This is a genomic window from Pricia antarctica (assembly GCF_900101815.1).
GTDB lineage: Bacteria > Bacteroidota > Bacteroidia > Flavobacteriales > Flavobacteriaceae > Pricia > Pricia antarctica.
Genome location: NZ_FNAO01000001.1, coordinates 69,380 through 89,682, shown reverse-complemented (window position 1 = coordinate 89,682; position 20,303 = coordinate 69,380). Strand labels below are relative to the sequence as shown.

Annotated in this window: 10 protein-coding genes; 3 read left to right on the top strand and 7 right to left on the bottom strand. The window is 43.9% G+C overall.

Annotated elements, in window-relative coordinates; genetic code table 11:
- Positions 1-52: 52 nt before the first annotated feature.
- The 7 genes from BLT07_RS00365 to BLT07_RS00335 form a co-directional block, all read right to left on the bottom strand.
- The gene (locus BLT07_RS00365) at positions 53-946 is read right to left on the bottom strand and encodes a GyrI-like domain-containing protein (RefSeq protein WP_091864627.1); all 894 of its coding nucleotides are present in this window, start codon (positions 944-946) and stop codon (positions 53-55) included.
- The gene (locus BLT07_RS00360) at positions 931-4,209 is read right to left on the bottom strand and encodes a VCBS repeat-containing protein (RefSeq protein ID WP_091864626.1); all 3,279 of its coding nucleotides are present in this window, start codon (positions 4,207-4,209) and stop codon (positions 931-933) included. The genes BLT07_RS00365 and BLT07_RS00360 overlap by 16 nt, the downstream gene beginning before the upstream one ends.
- Positions 4,210-4,229: 20 nt before the next feature.
- Positions 4,230-7,595: a VCBS repeat-containing protein gene (locus BLT07_RS00355; RefSeq protein ID WP_091865538.1), complete on the bottom strand. Its 3,366-nt coding sequence runs from the start codon at positions 7,593-7,595 to the stop codon at positions 4,230-4,232.
- 325 nt (positions 7,596-7,920) lie between these two features.
- The gene (xylA, locus tag BLT07_RS00350) at positions 7,921-9,246 is read right to left on the bottom strand and encodes a xylose isomerase (RefSeq protein ID WP_091864624.1); all 1,326 of its coding nucleotides are present in this window, start codon (positions 9,244-9,246) and stop codon (positions 7,921-7,923) included.
- A 203-nt stretch (positions 9,247-9,449) separates the two neighbouring features.
- On the bottom strand, positions 9,450-10,934 hold the full coding sequence (locus BLT07_RS00345) for a xylulokinase (RefSeq protein ID WP_091864622.1): 1,485 nt from the start codon (positions 10,932-10,934) through the stop codon (positions 9,450-9,452).
- Positions 10,935-11,068: 134 nt separating this feature from the next.
- A complete protein-coding gene (locus BLT07_RS00340; RefSeq protein WP_091864621.1) occupies positions 11,069-12,658 on the bottom strand; it encodes a RagB/SusD family nutrient uptake outer membrane protein in 1,590 nt (529 codons plus the stop codon).
- Between the two features lie 18 nt (positions 12,659-12,676).
- Positions 12,677-15,742, bottom strand: coding sequence for a SusC/RagA family TonB-linked outer membrane protein (locus BLT07_RS00335; protein ID WP_091864619.1), 3,066 nt, complete (start codon positions 15,740-15,742; stop codon positions 12,677-12,679).
- 361 nt (positions 15,743-16,103) lie between these two features.
- On the opposite strand from BLT07_RS00335, the gene BLT07_RS00330 reads away from it, so the two are divergent.
- From BLT07_RS00330 to BLT07_RS00320, 3 genes are all read left to right on the top strand, one after another.
- Complete coding sequence (locus BLT07_RS00330; RefSeq protein WP_091864617.1) at positions 16,104-17,120, top strand: LacI family DNA-binding transcriptional regulator; 1,017 nt, start codon at positions 16,104-16,106, stop codon at positions 17,118-17,120.
- Positions 17,121-17,208: 88 nt separating this feature from the next.
- A complete protein-coding gene (pgmB, locus tag BLT07_RS00325; protein WP_091864615.1) occupies positions 17,209-17,868 on the top strand; it encodes a beta-phosphoglucomutase in 660 nt (219 codons plus the stop codon).
- 104 nt (positions 17,869-17,972) lie between these two features.
- The gene (locus tag BLT07_RS00320) at positions 17,973-20,276 is read left to right on the top strand and encodes a glycoside hydrolase family 65 protein (protein ID WP_091864613.1); all 2,304 of its coding nucleotides are present in this window, start codon (positions 17,973-17,975) and stop codon (positions 20,274-20,276) included.
- Positions 20,277-20,303 lie beyond the last annotated feature (27 nt).

Genomic DNA, 20,303 nt, shown 5'->3' with positions numbered 1-20,303 from the left:
AGGTCTTGGGAAACAAAATTAGGTAAATAATTCTATTTCGGAACTTGAAGCTTCACTCCTGAACAGGCATAAAAACCTCGGCTTCCCATTGTAGCTCGTCCCCGCCCATGTTGGGATTGGTATGAAAAATTTCTAAAGGTTTTTGGTCAATGGCGATATTGTTTTTTTTAGCGTAGTCGACCAAAGCGTACCAAGCTCTGTCGGAGGTAATATAGTTACCATGGTATACGGCGCGTATGGCAGTTTGCTTTTCAATTTGAATATACGACAGACCTTCTGTTTTGGGAAGGCTATCCGATTTAATGACGGGGAAGCAGAAATCATAGGATATGCTGTCTTTTTGCATATTCCATTTTGTCACCTTAAGTAAGGGTGTACCGTCAAGCACGACCTTTTTTTGCGCCATGATATTGCTCAATAATGAATAATACTCCATCATGCCACGTGCTTTTTCTCTTTGGGTGCCTTTCAAGGAGAAGCAGGCGCAGTATTTAGAAGAAATCTCGTCCTTGCCGGTAACGGTAACCCTAAAACTGAGCAGATGATCTTTTAGCGCCTTTGTAAATTCTTCAACGGTCCTTTTTGTCCGTTTTTCAAAATCGGTTTCCGAAAAGGGTATGGCCAAACGGTTGGCCAAACTGTGTTCGTCATCGGTAACGTAGACTTTCACTTTCGATATGGAATCATTCTGCGATTCGATTTTCCAATGATAGGTATACGTTGAATCATTGAATTTAATACGATTTTCGATATTAAGAAGATCATTTTGCTCTAAAAATTCATTGTCTTCAAGCTGATTTCCCCAAAATTTTAAGGTTTGGTTGATAGTGCCCGGTAATGCTTTCACCTCGAATCTTACCACATAGTCGTGCGGTTTTAAGAAAAAGTACCAGAGTAAGAAACTTAAAACAACAACCCCGAAAAACAAGCCTATTTTCTTCCCCATGTATCATTTGTATTTTGCTTGGGATTCAATTTATACACCTGAGCGCTGTCGTTATTGATGGTCACCAACAAATAGTTATGGTCTTTGTAGTCTAGGATATTTAGGTGACGTACCGATTTATGACTGAAGTTTAGTCCGATTCCGGATCCTAAAATCACATTATTTTCCGCTTTGATCAAGGCACCGGGGAATGAATCGAAACGGCCTTGATATGGCTTTACACCGAAATAGTTACCTGCGACCAATATCTCTTCTTTTCCATCACCATCAAAATCATAGGAAACGAATGCCATCAAGGGTGAGACTTGCAGCTCATTCTGAAAGGGAACAAAGGTAAAATTACCATTATCGTTCCTCAAAAAGCCCGACCGTAACTCGTATGCTTCCAGTATTTTTGCTTGTTCAATGGTTTTTTTATCGAAAATTTCATCTATCGATTTTCCCGCAAAGGAGGCATAGGTGTTAAATTTCTTTTTTAAGAAAACCATTTGGGATGCCAATCCGTCTAAATTTTCCAGCGGATAATATTTCCCCTCTTTCTTGACGGTCGTAATCGTTTCGGTCTGTCCGTTTTCATCAAAATCCCCGTAGTACATTTTGAGCGGTGATTTTTGGGAAGCCGTAAATTTGGAATTCGTTCCCCAGTTACCCAACAGGTAATCGATATCGCCGTCGCCATCGATATCAAAGGGAGCCACACATTGCCATAGGCCGTTCAGGTCGCTGCCGATGACTTCGGTTCTAACCAATTTTCCATCTAGGTTCCTGAAAAATACCGGTGCCATCCATTCGCCCACAACAATTAGATCATCTCGGCCGTCACCATCGAAATCACTCCAAATGGCATCCGTGACCATACCCACGTTTTGCAGATCTGCATTCTCAATGACACCAAAACGGCCACCTGTATTTTTCAGGAGAAAGGAGTTCGGCAGTTTTCCAAAATCATTCGTAACCGCTTGATTGCCCACGAAAACATCAATGTCACCGTCACCGTCAAAGTCGTTCGGTGCCATTATGGAAGCATTTTCGAAATGTTCGGGAAGTTGCCCCTCTACAAAAGTGCTGTCCCCTTGTATGTAATAAGAATCCAACAGGGGTGGCATTTTATTATAAAAATCACCTCCTCCCGAACCTACCATCAAGTCGTTTTTGCCATCCCCGGTAAAATCTGCAATGGTGGCGCTAACATCCTCTTTGATGGAATCCTTGGCAATAGATGGGATATCCTGTTGTGTAAACGTCGAGTCGTTCTGGACATAGATTTTTGCAGGATAAAATTTCGAGCCTCCAAAGAAGATATCCGTCTTGCCATCGTGGTTTAAATCACCTAGAGCCGTGGCCGGACCGCGATCGGAAAGTTGATAGGGAATCAATTTCTGCCGGTTGAAATCGGTGTAGTTATCCTCTTCATGCTTAAAATCGATACCTAGGTTGCCCACCATTCTTTTAAAAAGAGGTTGGGGCTTTGGCAGTAATGAGCCGTAGTCGAACGGCATGGTGTTTCTAGGGGACAAGGTCATGGTTTGATTGGTTGCAACATCCCTTAAAACTTGATAATTTCCATCAGGCCAGACTATTTTTAGGGAATCCACGGTGGTCGCTTTTCCATAACCAAAATGGACAATAGGTTCTGACGACGCCTGAAAGCCTCGGACCTGGTATAATTCTTTGTACTGTAATTTTCCATTCAAGTATGAAAAGACCTTGGTTCCTAAACCGAATACATTCTTACCCGGAAAACGAAATCTTAATTTTAGGTAGTTAGCCGTTTCGTTCGTTTGGTTGATATACAATGAAGCGGTACTGTTAAGGTTGTTGGTTACCAAGTCAAGATCCCCGTCATTGTCAAGGTCTGCCATGGCAGTAGCCGCAGAGATCAAGGTGTCTTTTACTATCCATTCGCCAGATTCGTCCTTAAAAGATAGATTTTGTGTACCCTTAAAAATATAGTTGTGGATTTTTCCCGAGGGCATTTTGTCCAAGGCCTGTTGGTCCATCAATTTTGTATTGTTCATTTTGCCCCGAATTTGGTCGCTGCTTACAAAATTGATGTAGTCCAAATCATTGGGTCGTTTGGGAATGCCATTGGAAATGAAAATGTCTTGTTCCCCATCTTGATTATAATCTCCAAAAAGGGCGCTCCAGCTCCAATCGGTTGCCGCAATCCCGCTCAGCAAGGCCGTTTCCATAAAAGGGGCGTTCGGTTGACCGACGTTGAGCATGTTTCGTGTGAACTGGTACCGATATCCAAACTTTTCCGTACGTAAGCTTTGGGTCTGAATGTTTTCGTCGCCCTGAGACGATTTTAATACGGTTTCGTCCTGGGCCAACATGTCCAACGAAATTAAGTCGGGCCAACCGTCGTGATTGATATCGGCCACATCGTTTCCCATGGAGAAACGCGAAGTATGACCGAAAAACTGTTCGCCACTTTCGGTAAAAGTGCCGTCGGCATTATTCAGATAAAAATAATCATCTTCATGAAAATCATTACCCACGTAGATGTCGGGCCAGCCATCTTGGTTGAAGTCGGAGATGGCCAAACCCAGACCATAGCCATTGATACCGCCAAAAATGCCCGCTTCCTCGCTGATATCGGTAAACTTTCCGCCATCGTTGCGTAACAGTTTATCACCCGTCTGGTAGTTGCGTTGTAAGCGTAGATCAGCCTTGCCGAAAGATTCTTGGGTATGTACGGCGTGGTTTAGCAAGTACATATCGAGATCACCGTCGCGATCGTAGTCCAAAAAAGCGGCGTTGGAGCTATAGGAGTCAAAATCAAGTCCGTATTTGGCGGCACTTTCCGTGAATGTGGTATCCCCGTTATTAATGAAAAGCTCATTATATCCGTTAAAGCCGTTGATGCCCACTACTGCACAGACGTATATGTCTAAAAGACCATCTCCGTTGACATCGCCCATGACCGCGCCGGTGTTCCAGGTACTTTTACCGGCAACGCCTGCTTTCTCGGTGACCTCCTTGAATTTTAGATTTCCCTTGTTGAGGTATAGTTTGTTTTTTACTTGATTGCCCGAAAAGAAAATATCGGGCAGGCTATCATTGTTTATATCGCCGATCGCCACGCCGCCGCCGTTGTAGAAATAGAGGTAGTCAAGAATGTTCAAGTCGTTGGTCTCGGTAAGGGTATTTTCAAAGGTGATACCCGTTTTTAGAGGGGTAGGATTTTTAAATAGCGAACCTTCGTCTGAACAAGAAGTCAGAAAAAGAACGATAAGTATGAAATTTAAAAATTTATCCATTTGCCTTTACATATGCAATTTTAAGGGTTGGGAGCTTCTTGGGGCAATGCATACACCCTGGGCTTTGCATTATTGATTGCCGTAATCAAAAAGGTTTTACCATCTTTATCCTTGAACTGTTGTATATGCTTGATTTCATCCCGGATAAAAAATCCGCTATCCTCATAATTTTGCCACGCAAAATTCAGTTTGCCATCTCCCAAAAGCACATGGCCGTAACTGGCGTCAAGGCGAGAGTATTGAGGCTTAAACTCAAAATTGTTACCGCCCATGATGAGATCCAGATTTCCGTCTTGGTCGATATCGGCGCAGCTGATTCCGCATACACATGATAATTGTACCCGAGCGGGCAATTTTTTAATGGTGAACCTTCCGCCGCCTTCATTGATGGCTATAACGGACTCCATGGTGTTGGCCTGCTTTACAATGGTATTATTGAAAACGGATTCCGGAAAAAGGGCATTGATCGTTTTTTTGGCGTATTCCGAAGCTTTAACACTTTGTTTTTTTAGGGATACAACCTGTGCGGTCAGCTCTCTTTTTTGATGGATAGGATAATCCTTTCCCTCAAAATTTTGGGTTACTATCTGCTCCAAGGTGCCATTATTATCGTAATCGTTGATCCATAATTTCATAGGGTGATCTACGGAGGCTTTGTAGGACACATTGCTTCCCTGGTTGCCCAAGATGAAATCAAGGTCACCGTCACGGTCCAGATCGGCGGCCTCAACAGTGTTCCACCAGCCATACAGGCTGTCAAGGGATGTGGAAATTCTACCCATGCGTCTACCTGAATTTTTATAGATATTCGGTCGGCCCCATTCGGAAACGGTAATCAAATCCTTTTTACCATCGCCATCGGCATCGGCCCAGATGGCATCGGTCATCATTCCGGCATCCTTTAGGTCATAGGCAAAACGTTCGGTGGCGTCGGTGAAGCTGCCGTCTCCCTGATTCTCTAAGAAAAGATGTTCGGGGTCTACGCCATAAGTACCTACCACGCTCCGTGATCCGATCAGCACATCAATATCACCATCCCCATCGAAATCATGCGGTGCAATGACAGAAATATTGGCGAAGGTCGAAGGTAGGTCTTGCTTTACTTTTGAGAAATTTCCATGGCCATCGTTACGATATAGGCGGGCACGATAGGTTTTATAATCGCCAATTTGGTTACCACCACTGCCGACCATCAAATCGGTATCACCATCGCCATCGGCATCAAAGAAAGCCGCTGCGGTATCTTCGAACGCCTCATCGAGTTTCAAGGGGCGGGCCTCCAATTTCCCATTCCCCTTGTTGATGTAAACTACGCCCGTTTCATCGACCGCACCGCCTATAAAAATGTCTTCATTGCCGTCTCCGTTAACGTCGCCGACGGCCAAGGCGGGACCTTCCTGTGAAATCATTTTCGAGATCAGGCCCTCGTGGTCGAAGTCCCGATAATTATTCTCTTTATGGGCAATCAGATCTTCTTCGTTGATTTCCTTTAAAAAGGTTTTGCGTTCCTTCTTTTGCGGAATAATGAATTTTTCAGTGGCATCCGAATGTTTAAGGGTCAGCAATTGATTCGCATTAATGCCGGTCAGTTTTTGGGTAAAATCATCGGGCCAGATAACGCGCAGGGAATCGATTTTATTGATCTTCCCCAGACCGATGGTCATTACATAGTCCATAGAGGACTGAAATCCGCGCGAAGGGATTAATTCTTGAAAAACCACATTGTCGGTATAATACAATTTGATGCTCGCCCCGATGGCGAACGTATTTTTACCGCTGCCCTCAAACTTCAATTTGATATACTGGTTGTCGGTCAGTTCGTTGGTTCTGTTCTCATATACAAAAGCGGGCATGTTGACATTATTGACCACTAAATCGAGATCGCCGTCGTTGTCGAGGTCTCCGTATGCCGCACCATTGGAAAAGCTGGGTATGTCTAGGCCCCACTTCTTAGAAGTATTGTCAAAAGTGATATCCCCATTGTTTTTGTAAGCGTAATTGGGTTGGGGTCTGACCGGCATTTTCTTAATGATGGAATCTATAGATTCTTTTTTTCCTGTCGCTTCCATCTTTTGCATGATTTCGTTGGCAAAGAAATCAACGAAATCGAGATCGGTGAGGTCGTGGTTGATACCATTGGTTATATAAATATCACGGAGACCGTCATTATCCATGTCGAAAAGAAGTCCCGCCCAGCTCCAATCGGTTTTGGCGATCCCACTATGATAGGCAACTTCGGAAAAGGAACCATTGCCATTGTTTAGCTGTAGTGTGTTTTGGATGTACTGCTGGTAAAAATCCTTGCTCTGCTTAAGCTTAAATACATTGTAGCCTTCGAACTCCATTACTGATTTGGTCCGTTGATCGCCTTCGGGAAGCATATCGGTGATAAATATATCAGCATTGCCATCGTTGTTGATATCTGCCATATCCACACCCATGGCGGAGAGGGAGAGGTGGCGCGTCCAATCTTCGATTTCCTCTTTAAAGGTGCCATCCTTTTGGTTGATGTATAGATAGTCACGTTCGTAAAAGTCGTTGGATACATAAATATCGGGCCAGAGATCTCCATTGATATCGCTTACCATCACGCCAAGGCCGAAACCGATAAGGCTACCATAAATACCGGCGTTTTCACTGACGTCGACAAATTTTCCATTATCGTTTCGCAATAGCATATCGCCTACGCCCTTAAAAATATCGGGTACACCTTCCCAATCCTGCGCGCGAACATTACGTTGCTCGGCATATCCCAAGCTGTTCACGGGTACATTGCTATTGTTCAGGATGTAAGCATCGAGGTCACCGTCTTTATCATAATCAAAAAAGGAGGCTTGGGTCGAAAATCCGGATTTTGCCAGATTGTATTCTGTCGCTTTTTCCGTAAATGTCAGGTCACCGTTATTGATATAGAGATCGTTGTCGTGATTATTGCCTTCCATATTGCCGGCATTGCTGACGTAAATGTCCAGCAAACCGTCACCGTTGACGTCGGCCATCACTACGCCTGTCGACCAAGGTTTGTTACCAGTGACGCCGGCTTTTTCGGAAATATCCTCAAATTTTAAGCTCCCTTTGTTGAGATACAGTTTATTGCCTCCCATATTGGCGGAGAGATAAATATCCGCTAGGCCATCATTATTGATATCTCCGATCGCTACGCCACCACCGTTATAGAAGTTACGGTATATGAAAATATTGAAGTCTTTCTCGTTTATGACCTTGTTTGTAAAATCTATCCCCGTTTCCGTTGCGGGAAGCATAGTGAACAACGTCTCTTTTTGCTCTACGTTATTAGGGGTTTCTTTCGTATCGGAGGTGCAGGAAAGTAGCCCGGCCAAAACCCCAAAAAGCAGTACGATTTTTTTCCTAAAAATCAATTTCATTTTCTTATTGCCCCTATAATATAGGCTGATTGTACTATTGCCCATACCATCTTGGACTTAATGATTTAAGCAAAATTAGCCTTTACGATACACCCATCCTACCCAATACCTGTTAATTTCAACAGATTGTTATATTATATCCAAAGGGCAGATCTTTAAAATATTAGTGGTATTTAGGGTATACCTGCAAGTTAGGGTAACCTTATAGAGATTCAAGTCGTTTTGAGGATTTTGGGCTCAAAACAACCCGGTTAGTAGGATGTATCGCTTCGCTATCAAGCTGCGACATACCCTTCTAACAAGTTTTTGGGATGTTATATTTGAATTAGATGTACTGATTCACAATATTCTCGAAAAGTTCTTGTTTACCACTTTGTAATTCAAGCTCTCCATTCTCCTTGGCAATATCATAAAGGGCCTTGAAATCGAGTTTTCCGTTTTCGAAATCCTTGCCTTTTCCGGAGTCGAAAGAGCTGTATCGTTTTTTGCGGAGTTCGTCATAGCTTGAAGATGAGATAATTTTATCTGCGGTTATTAAGGCCCTCGCAAAGGTGTCCGCCCCGCCGATATGTGCGTGGAAAACATCGTCCATGTCCGTGGAATTTCTTCGTAGCTTGGCGTCGAAATTTACGCCGCCACCTTGCAGTCCACCAGCTTTAAGGAATACCAGCATGGCTTCGGTGACTTCCATGACGTTGTTGGGAAACTGGTCCGTATCCCATCCATTTTGATAGTCGCCACGGTTGGCATCAACACTGCCCAGCATACCGTGGGCGGCGGCTACTTCCAACTCGTGCTGCATGGTATGGCTGGCCAAGGTTGCGTGGTTGACCTCGATGTTTATTTTAAAGTCGTCTTGCAGACCGTATTGGTTCAGAAACCCTACAACGGTGGCGCAGTCGAAATCGTACTGGTGCTTCATCGGCTCCATGGGCTTGGGCTCGATAAAGAAAGTGCCTTTAAAACCTTGGCTACGAGCGTAGTCCCGCGCCATGCCCAAGAAACGGCCCATATGGTCGACTTCGCGTTTCATGTCCGTATTTAAAAGGGACATGTAGCCTTCCCGGCCTCCCCAGAATACATAGTTTTCACCATCGAGTTCCATGGTGGCGTCCATGGCCAATTTTATTTGTCCGCCGGCCCTGGCCAACACCTTAAAATCGGGATTGGTGGAAGCCCCGTTCATATACCTTGGATTGGAAAAACAGTTGGCCGTACCCCATAACAGCTTTACACCGGATTCTTTTTTCTTGCCCTTGATATAGTCGACGATTGTAGCCAGCCGCTTTTCGGATTCTGCGAAGCTCGAACCTTCTTGAATCAGATCATAATCGTGGAAACAGAAATAATCGAAGCCCATCTTGGTAATGAACTCAAAAGCGGCATCCGCTTTTGCTTTGGCGGCCTCGACCGCATCGGAGGGCTCGTCCCATGGAAAATTCTGGGTTCCGGGTCCGAACGGATCGGCACCTTGTCCGCAGAAAGTATGCCAGTAAGCGATGGCAAATTTGAAATGGTCCCTCATCGTTTTACCTGCAATCTTCTGGTCTGGATCGTACCATTTAAAGGCCAGCGGATTGTCGGAATCCTTGCCTTCGTATTTGATTTCACCTATTCCCTTGAAATATTCTTTGTCTCCTAGTGTTGCCATTGTATTTTAGTTATTGATTATTGTATGTTCGTAATTGCGAGCGTTTTCGCTTCCGCGAAAAAGCGAAGCAATCTATTTAATATTCCAATTGGGTGAACTATTGCGAGTTTTGACAAAAGGCTAAAAATAACGCAACGGTTAATCTTAGCTAAAAACTTAAAAAGTTTACCACACGCACCTTACCGCGAGTTCGTAAAACCGTTTTAGTCTGATTGTAGCATCTCCCCCAATTCATCTTTCCATTTCTGATACGCCTTTACGTATTCTGTTTTCTCCTCGGAGGGCTTGAACCCCATCACGAAATCATTGTCCACGATTCGTTTGCCGAAAGTATCAAAATCCCCCATATAAAGCTCACATGCCCGGGCAGCGCCTATCGCCCCTGTCGTATTATAAATTTCGATTTCCTGTCCGATTAGGGTCGATATAGTATTTGAAAATATCTCGGAACGGAAAAGGTTGTCGTTTCCTGCGCGCATGACTTTGGATGCGATACCGTCGGATTTCAGGATTTCCATCCCATAAACGAAAGCGAAGGCAATACCTTCTAAAGCGGCCCTACAAAGATGGGCTTTATTGTGATTGTTGAGATTGATGTTGGCCATACGGGTTCCTAAACTCCTATTGTTCAAAACACGTTCCGCACCATTGCCGAAAGGATGTATCGTAACCCCGTCGGAACCGATGGGCACCGAACTGGCCAGATCGTTCATTTCTTTATAATCGGATACTTCAAGGTTGTTCATCAACCATCGATACATGATGCCCGCACCATTGATGCAGGCCATCTTACCGATTCTGGGATTTTCAACGGTATAATTTACATGGGCAAAATTGTTGACCCGCGAACTTTCCTTTACCGAAAGACTGTCGGTAATGGCATAGATTACACCCGATGTACCTCCTGTTGCGGCCACCTCCCCGGGATTGAACACGTTCAGCGAAAGCGCATTGTTAGGTTGGTCGCCCGCCCTGTAATAAATGGGCGTTCCTTCCGCCAATCCGGATTCTGTTGCCCCTTTATCCGATACTTTTGACTGTACGGAAAAGGTATCTACAATATCGGCGATCAGATGCCCGTTGATACCATAGTGATTCAATAACCAATCCGCTATGGAATTTGTTTTGAAATCCCAGAAAATACCTTCTGAAAGCCCTGAGATCGTAGTATTGATTTTACCGCTCAGTTTGTACGCGATATAATCGCCGGGGAGCATAAACTTGTAAATTTTTGAATAAACATCAGGCTCGTTTTCTTTGACCCATTTTAATTTGGATGCCGTGAAGTTGGCAGGGGAATTCAAAAGATGTTCCGCGCATTTGTCGTTACCCAGGTCGTCAAAGGCTTTTTGGCCTATTTCAACGGCTCGGCTATCGCACCAGATAATGGAATTCCGTAAAGGTTTCCCGGTTTCGTCTACAACGACCAGCCCATGCATCTGGTACGAAATGCCGATACCTGTGATGTCGGCGGCTTCAATACGGTTGTCTTTTACAAGGGATTGTGTAGCATGGCAAACATGGGTCCACCACGTATCGGGATGCTGTTCGGCCCAACCATTTTTTAGGGCCGTCATCTCCATTTCGACTTTGGGCTCGCTGACAACGGCCACAGTTTTTCCTGTGGCGGTCTCCACCAATGCCGCTTTAATGGAAGAACTGCCGATGTCATAACCGATGGAATACATTTTGTAAGGTACGTTTAAAAATGGAAAGCCAAGATATTGCTTTTGTTTTAATATGGCAAACTGCAGTATATAAAAAAGTCCTGACTTTTTATTGTCAGGACTTTCTAAACACTTAAAAAATTTAAAAGGCTTTTTTAGTAGCCCGGGTTCTGTACTAAGTTTGGATTGGCCAGAACATCGGCCAATGGTATGGGGAAAATCTCTAAATGCTCATCTCCAGCGTCTTTTAAATGCCAAGGTCTTAGATACTGACCGAAGCGTATCAGATCTTGTCTTCTTGCAACTTCTTGATACATTTCCCGGCCTCGTTCCGCCAATAGTTCGGTTTCACCTACAGCGGGCAAAGGCGTGGCTCCCCTAATAGTTCTTAATTCGTTTATCATAGGGGTGATATCGGTGCCCATTCTAAACATGGCTTCTGCTTTCATTAAATAATCGTCGGCGAATCGATATCGCACAATATGTCTTCTGGCATGGCCTCCTTCTTCATTGGGGTGATATTTTAACATTCTTGTCCCTGCGGTTTCTAACACGGCGTTATCCGCCGGAGCCGTGTATTCTGCCTTTTCAGCTTCTTTGGTGAAGACCAAGGGAACAGAACCGACATTAGCTCTGGCATTTAAGGGGGTTCCATCCTGTTCGTATTGCTGCCCGATTAAGAATCCATAGCCGATACCCAAATTATCGGCATTGGCAGTTACGGCATCCGGCACCCATCCTCTGCGCTCTTCTTGTCCATCACCTTGATAGTTTGTGTCGGGATCTCCCTCGAAGGATTGATAGAATTCAGATAAGGTGACAAAGCCGTTCCAGCCACCACCCGTATTATCCGGTGAATTTAGGTTATAGTGAAGGGTAAGCCAAGTTCTCCACTCGGTACTCGATGGAGACCACCAAATAGTCTCTACATCATTACTGGGCCTAAAAATATCAAAGAAGTCTCCTGGTGCTGCCAAGGTATATCCACTTGCTGCAATTTCATCTACCGCATCGATAACTATTTGCATATCTGCAGTCTCGGGCTCTGTTCCCAGATAGACGTGCTTGTTCAAATGTACCTTTGCCAATAGATGTCTGGCAGTCGCTTTTGAAGGAGACGACTTAAGAGCTATTCCATCGCCTGCAGTGACATCGGGTAGGTCTTGAATCGCTATGTTCAGGTCGGCTACAATACTATCGATGGCCACTTGCCCCGTCAATACTTCAGGAATAGCACTGTTGGGTAAATTGACGTCCCTATAAGGTACCTGTCTCCACATATCCAATATCCAACTCATCGCCCACGCCCTGTAAAAACGGGCTTCGGCTTTAAGCTCCGTGATATTTCCGTCGGAGGTATTGGAGCTTCGAGGGTTTATCACACGGGTAGCGTTTATGGTAACACTATTAAGTTCTTGCCAAGATAGGACAATATCTTGCAGTTCTGCGTTCCAGGTCTGTCTGTGAATAGCTAACCACCTTCCGTTATCCCCCCAATCGGTTCCCCGGGTAGGTACAAAATATTCGTCGGAAGAAACTTCGTTCAAAGCAAAAAGGCCATCTTGAGTTGCCAAATTACCGTTTGCAATAATATTTTGAAGGTTGGCAACTTCCGACTCAACATCAGCGACACCGGCAAAACCCGTGGTAATCAGCGAATCGGTAGGTTCTATTTCCAAATCGGTACATGAAAGTGCAAGGCTTATAGCAAGCGTTACGCACACGTAATTCAATATATTTTTCATAATTATTTTTTTTGTACTTTAAAATGTAACGTTAAATCCAATACTGTAAGTTCTTGGTCTCGGATATGAAAGATAATCAATTCCAGCAGAAGGTAAACCGTTTGCCGGTATGTCAGAGGTACTGACCTCTGGATCTAACCCACTGTAATCAGTGATTAAAAATAAGTTCTGCCCGATAGCACTTAAGCGCATAGTTTTGAACAGTCCGTCCCCGCTCAAAGGTACATTATAAGAAATCGATGCAGTCTGCAGTCTTACGAAATCTCCTTTCTCCAAGAAAAAGGTGCTTGGGTTTGTCGCGGATAGAACGACACCTTCATCAACAACGCTTTTTAAATTATTTCTACTTCCGATTTGCGGCGAGGCAAATAAAGCGTTGGCAGTATTGTTGTACACATAGAAATCAAATTGACCGGAAAAGAATAGCGAGGCATCCCAGTTTTTATAGCTTGCACTGGTCGATAGCCCTGATATAATCTTGGGGAGTGCTGATTTATCGAGTACCTCGGGATCCGTTGCTACGTTAAAGTTGTCATCGACGGACCGTAAATTATACGTATAAATTGGCTTGCCGTCCGTCAATACTTGAGAAGTAGTTCCAGTAAGACCTTGGCCATATAAATTACCGGCCTGAATGGTAGGTCCATTATAATTGGTAAGTTCGTTTTCGTTGTATGAAATATTAAAGCTGGCGTTCCAATAAAAGTCTTCGGAAGTTGCGATATCGTAATTAAGACCCAATTCAATACCCTGATTTATGAGTGTACCATCTACATTTTGAAAAACGAAGGGCGTAGTAGCCGGTTGCACTGCGGGTAGATTTAGGAGTATGTCGGTCGTCTCTTTACGGTATACATCGATATTTCCGTTAAAACGATCATTATTAAAACCAAAATCGAATCCAAGACCATATTGCGCGGTCGATTCCCATTTCAGATCGGGATTTGCGAATGCTACTTCGGAAGTGGCAGGAGTGGTTAGTTGCGAATTGTTTAAAACGCCTAAACCGTTCCATCTAGTTCTATTCAGATAATTTCCGTACCCTAGACCATCTTGATTACCGGTGATACCCCAGCTCAATCGTAGTTTCAACGTCGAAACCTTTTCCTCGTTTATAAAATTTTCCTCATTAAGTTTCCATGCAAAAGCGGCAGATGGGAAATAGCCATATTTATTGTTGCCGCCAAATTTTGAAGAACCATCGGCCCTTACCGTAGCGGTAAATAAATATTTATTAAAAAGTGTGTAATTGATCCTTCCGAAAAAGGATTGCAGTTCATCGGTAAAATCAAAGGTGTCTGCCGCGAAAGCATCAATTGGAATGTTGGGTAAGGGCAGTGTCGTATCGCTTACACCCGGCGTCAGGCTCAAAACTCTAAGTTGATTTCCTGCATCGGCATTATCCTGAAAAGTACCGATACCATAGCCTTGATAGTTGTTGGCAAGATTTTCTGTATCATCGAATGCTTCTTGGGTAATTTTTGCAATGGCATTCAGATCGCTGGTGCCATATCCCTGTCCCAAGAGATTTTCTCCCTGCCTATTGAAATCTTGATAGGAAAAGCCCACCAATGCGTCCAAATTAGAATTTTCAAATTCTTTGGTATAGTTTACGGTGAGTTCTAACAACATGTTTTCAGTATCTAAATTACGAACCGACCCCCGTCCGTTATCCTGTACACCATTCCCCAAACCAAGTAATGCAGGGCCGGCCACTTGACCACGTGAAGATGTAGAAGTATCAAGACCTAAATTTACCTTGGCCGATAAATTATCCGTAATGGAATATTCGAGCGATAGATTGCCAAGAAATCTATCTGTTTGGGTATTGTCATCATAGTAGGCCAATAGATTGGCAGGATTCAAGTCCGGGTCTGTATTTGCCAAGGGATTAGCATTAAGCGTAGGATTGGAATAATAGCTGGCCGCCAATAAATCACCTGTGCTTCCTGCGGTTCTGCTTATAAAAGGCTTTTTGTCATTGATTCTCGAAACGGTCCCCTGAAAATTAACCTTTAATTTGTCGTCGAAAAACCGTTGGCCTACATTAATCCTTCCTGTGATACGCTCCAAATCGGTATTTTCAATGATACCGAATTGTTTAGAATAGCCGAAAGTGGCCCTAACATTGCCGCTTCCGTAGTTCTGGGAATAGGATAGGTTATTATCGGTCGACGCTGTCGTTCTAAAAACATAATCTTGCCAGTTGGTCGAACCACCAAGGTCGGCACCACCTCTTTCTACAAACTCCTGGGTACTCAACAAATCATATTCATTGGCAGCCTGGGAAATATTTAGATTGCTGGTAAAGCCCCATTGGCCTTCTGTTCCCCCACCTTTTCCAGATTTTGTGGTGATGACCACAACTCCGTTGGCTCCCCTAGAACCATAAATGGCGGTAGCAGATGCATCTTTCAAAATACTCATGCTTTCGATATCGTTAGGGTTTAAAAAGTTCAGCGGGTTTTTAGAACCACTTGATCCAACGCCAATATCGGCGCCCGAAGCAGAAACGCTTTCGTTCGATACAGGAACACCATCGACAACAAATAAAGGACTGTTATTTCCCCTAACCGATGCAGTACCCCGAATTCTCAATGAAATACCGGCACCTGGCTCACCACTGGACTGTGATATTTGTACACCTGCCGTTTTACCTTGTATAAGTTGTTCTGGGGAGCTTATTATACCTTTGTTGAAATCTTCCGATTTAACTGAGGAGACGGCCCCGGTAGCATCCTTTACCGTAGTGGTCCCATATCCTATAATCACCACCTCGTCCAATGCCTGGGCATCTTCTTCAAGGGTAACATTAATAGTTGTTTGCCCATTTACGGCAATCTCTTGATTGGCATAGCCGATGTAGCTAAAGACCAATGTGCCATCATCAGGCACTTCGCTTAATGTATAATTTCCGTCAAAATCGGTCTGTGCACCTGTAGTTGTTCCTTTTACTACGACGCTAGCTCCCGGTAAAGGGCCGGTGGCGTCGGAAACTGTTCCCGATACCTCTTGGGCCTGAACGAATGCAAGGCACAAAAAAGCCCCAAACATCATCAGGGTCCTAATCCATGTAATCTTCATAAAAATTGTTTTTGAGTTGAGTTAATTTAAAAATCAAAGGTTAAACATATGCAAAAAAATCCTTAAACGCTTAACATATTACTATACAAGTGTTACGCAAACGGTTTCGTGTTGATAACTTTCCTAAAAAGAACATCCCAATAGACAAGCATGGGTATAATTGGGGACTTTACAATTAAAGATGAATTAAATATGGAATTGTTAATTTTCTTCAAAGATAATACATTTCTTTAGAATTCAATCAGGATTGGATTACGTCTCTGATTTAGGTTGCTATTGGGTGGATTGTTAAAAAACTAAGAATTTTTACTTTTGCCTATTTTAAGGATTACCTTTCAATTCTTTAAAATTTAGACGCAGTTTGAAACGGAAAATTACATTAAAAGATATCGCCCGAGAACTCGAAGTATCCATTTCTACAGTTTCAAAGGCACTTAAAAATAGTGAGGAAATTGGTCGCGACACCAAAGAAAAGGTGCAGGCCTTCGCCAAATTGTATAATTATAGGCCCAATAACATTGCCCTTAGCCTAAAAAATAAACGCACCAAAAATATCGGGGTCGTTATTCCGGATATTGTCCACTATTTTTTTACCACGGTATTTAGGGGTATCGAAAAGTTGGCGAACCAAAAGGGATACAATGTAATCGTCTGCGTTTCCGATGAATCTTTCGATAAAGAGGTAATCAATACCGAGTTGTTGGCGAATGGCAGTATCGACGGGTTCGTTATGTCATTATCTGCCGGAACCCAGCGCAAAATGGATTTCCACCATCTTCTTGAAATTACCGAACAAGGCATTCCGTTAGTGCTTTTCGATCGGGTAGACGACCAGGTCTCCTGCGACAAGGTCATCCTGAACGATAGGGAAATTGCTTATCAGGCGGTAAAAAAGTTTCTCGCCAATGGGAGAAAGAACATTGCCTTGGTGACCACAGAAAGCTATTTTAATGTCAGCGAAAAAAGGGCCGAGGGTTACGAAGAAGCGCTATTGGAAGAGCAGATTTCCGTCAGACCAGAGCTGAGGCTTACGTTGCCCTATAGGGATGTCAATGACAATGAAATCCGGAAGTTTTTTAGCGCTTCCAAGATAGATGCGGTGTTGTGTGTCAATGAAATTTTTGCCGTACAATGTATGGCCGTTGTTCAAAAAATGGGGAGGAAGATTCCCGATGACATTGCCTTTATCGGTTTTACCGACGGTATTCTCTCCAAATATTCAAACCCGACCCTTACGACCGTAGCGCAGCATGGCGAACGTATGGGCGAAATTGCTGCCGAAATGCTAATCGAACGTATTGAGATCGACGAAGAAAAACCTTTCCGAACAGTAATTGTTGAGGGAACTATCATCGAAAGGGGGTCGACGGTGAACTAAGAAAGGTAGCGGTTGACATTTGCCCTAAGCTATTTATTATAACGATACGGTATTACATTTGTATATTGCCTGAAATTAATCCAACTTCATGAGTAAAACTGCTTTCATTTTCGACCTAGATGGCGTCATCGTGGATACTGCCAAATACCATTACCTCGCTTGGAAAAAACTGGCCAACGAACTCGGCTTCGAATTTACAAAAGAGCAGAACGAGCTTTTCAAAGGCGTAAGCCGCAAGCGTTGTTTAGCCATTTTATTGGATATCGGGGGTATTGAGGCCACTCAGGAAGATTTTGACCGATGGATGAGAGAAAAGAACGAGGATTATCTGTCTTATATTGAGGATATGGATACCTCAGAAATACTTCCCGACGTACTGAAGGTTTTAAATTATCTAAAGGATAAAAAAGCTTTCCTCGCCCTAGGTTCCGCAAGTAAAAATGCGAAACCGATACTTGAAAAAGTAAAACTATTGCCGTATTTTGATGCCATAGTCGACGGTACGGACGTCGCCAAGGCCAAACCGGATCCGGAAGTATTTCTGATCGCTGCCCATAAAGTGGATACCAAACCTGAAAACTGCGTTGTCTTCGAGGATGCCGTGGCGGGAATACAAGCGGCCAACAAGGCGGGAATGACCAGTATCGGTATCGGCGATGCCAAAACCCTTTCCGAAGCCGATTTTGTTTTTAAGGATTTTACTGAGATTAGTACTGAATTTTTAGAGCGGTTGACGAAGGCTCGGTAAACAGTTCCCAACTTTAGCAGTTTATTTTTTTTCGCTAATTTATCATCGGCCATCAGGCAATTTTACAACAAAAACGTAAACAAAGAACTTAAGAACATCCCCATATGCATGACTACCTAAAACCTGACCCTTGGTCCATCATCGAAGAGGGCTTCGACAAAGACCGTGTAAAATCCTCGGAAAGTATTTTTAGTCAGGGCAACGGCCACATGGGCCAGCGTGCCAATTTCGAGGAAAGCTATTCAGGGGATACCTTTCAGGGAAGTTATATCGCAGGCGTGTACTATCCCGATAAAACCCGTGTCGGCTGGTGGAAAAACGGGTATCCCGAGTATTTTGCCAAGGTGTTGAACGCGCCCAACTGGATTGGAATCGATGTATTTATAAACGGGGAACCTCTGGATCTGAACACCTGCAAAAAGGTGACCGATTTTCGACGAGAGCTGAACATGAAAGAGGGATGGTACCGCCGTTCTTTTACGGCCACTTTACCGAACGAGGTGATGATACAAGTGAATATCATCCGGTTTTTGAGCCTTCATATTGATGAGGTCGGGGCGATACGCTATGAAATTATTCCTAGGGACGCCGATGTTGAAGTAAAATTCCATCCGTATTTGGACAGCGGAATCACGAATGAAGATACGAATTGGGACGATACATTTTGGGAAACGACAGAGCTAACATCCAAGGAAAATCGGGCCTTTATCGAATCCCAAACATTAAAGACGAACTTTCAGGTCTGTACCTTTATGGAATCGCATCTGTTTTTAGATGGGCAGCACTTGAACAAAAATCCATCCGAAGTAAAAAATAAACTACGGATCGGCCATGAATTTGTGCAGACCGTTAAAAACGGTGAAACCTTGACCTTACAAAAGTTTGGGGGATACACGGTTTCCCGAAACCATAAGGCATCCGAATTGGTAGATGCAGCGAAAAAATCCCTGAAAAGGGCCGTCGATTTAGGTTTTGAATCCCTTTTGGAACAACAAAAGCAGGCCTGGGCAAAAATTTGGGATACGGCCGATATTACCATCGAAGGCGATATCAAGGCGCAGCAGGGCATCCGTTTTAATATCTTCCAATTGAACCAGACCTATCTGGGCAAGGATTCCCGTTTAAACATTGGCCCCAAGGGCTTTACCGGCGAAAAATACGGGGGCAGTACCTATTGGGATACCGAGGCCTATTGCATTCCTTTTTATATGGCGACCAAGAACCAAAAAGTGGCCCGAAGCCTATTAAAATATCGCTATAATCATTTGGAAAAGGCCATTGAAAATGCGCAAAAACTGGGGTTCACCAAAGGTGCGGCCTTGTACCCCATGGTGACCATGAACGGCGAGGAAAGCCATAATGAATGGGAAATTACCTTTGAGGAAATCCACCGCAACGGAGCGATAGCATTTGCCATTTTCAACTATTTTCGGTACACCGGCGACTACTCCTACATTCCCGAAATGGGACTCGAGGTACTTATCGGCATTGCCCGATTCTGGCACCAAAGGGCCAATTTTTCCGAACTTAAGGGCAAATACGTCATCTTGGGCGTTACCGGGCCTAACGAGTACGAGAACAATGTGAACAATAACTGGTATACCAATTATATCGGAAAGTGGTGCATCGCGTATGCCTTACAACAGCTCACCAAGGTTAAGGATGGTTTTGGGGAGGATTACAAACGCGTAATCGGCAAGACCCGTTTGACCGATGAAGAGACCGCGAAGTGGCAAAAGGTGGCCGACAATATGTATTTTCCCTATTCCGAAGAACATCAGGTGTTTTTGCAGCAGGATGGATTTTTGGATAAAGAACTGATTACCGTCAAAAACCTGCCCAAAGCGCAGCGGCCCATCAACCAAAAATGGAGCTGGGATAGGATTCTGCGTTCCCCTTATATCAAACAGGCCGATGTCTTACAGGGATTCTATTTTTTCGAGGACCATTTTACCACGAAACAACTGGAAAAACATTTTGATTTTTATGAACCCTTTACCGTACACGAATCTTCCTTATCGCCCTGCGTACATAGTATTCAAGCCGCCAAATTGGACAAGATGCAACAGGCTTATGAATTTTATTTGCGAACGTCCCGGCTGGATCTCGACGATTACAACAAAGAAGTAGAAGAAGGCCTACACATTACCTCTATGGCAGGTACTTGGATGAGCATTGTCGAAGGTTTTGGCGGGATGCGTATCGTGGACGACAAATTATCGTTTAGGCCTAGGATTCCCGAGCAGTGGAGCTCATATTCCTTTAAAATTAATTTCAGGAACCGCATCGTAAAAGTGACCGTTACAAAAGAAAAAACTGAATTTTCTTTGGATGGCAAAAATGAGATGTCCATTCGGGTCAATGGGGAAAGAGTGGTATTGCATCCGGATACGGTTGTCGCGGTTTAAGCGAGAAGATGCTCATTTTGTATCGGA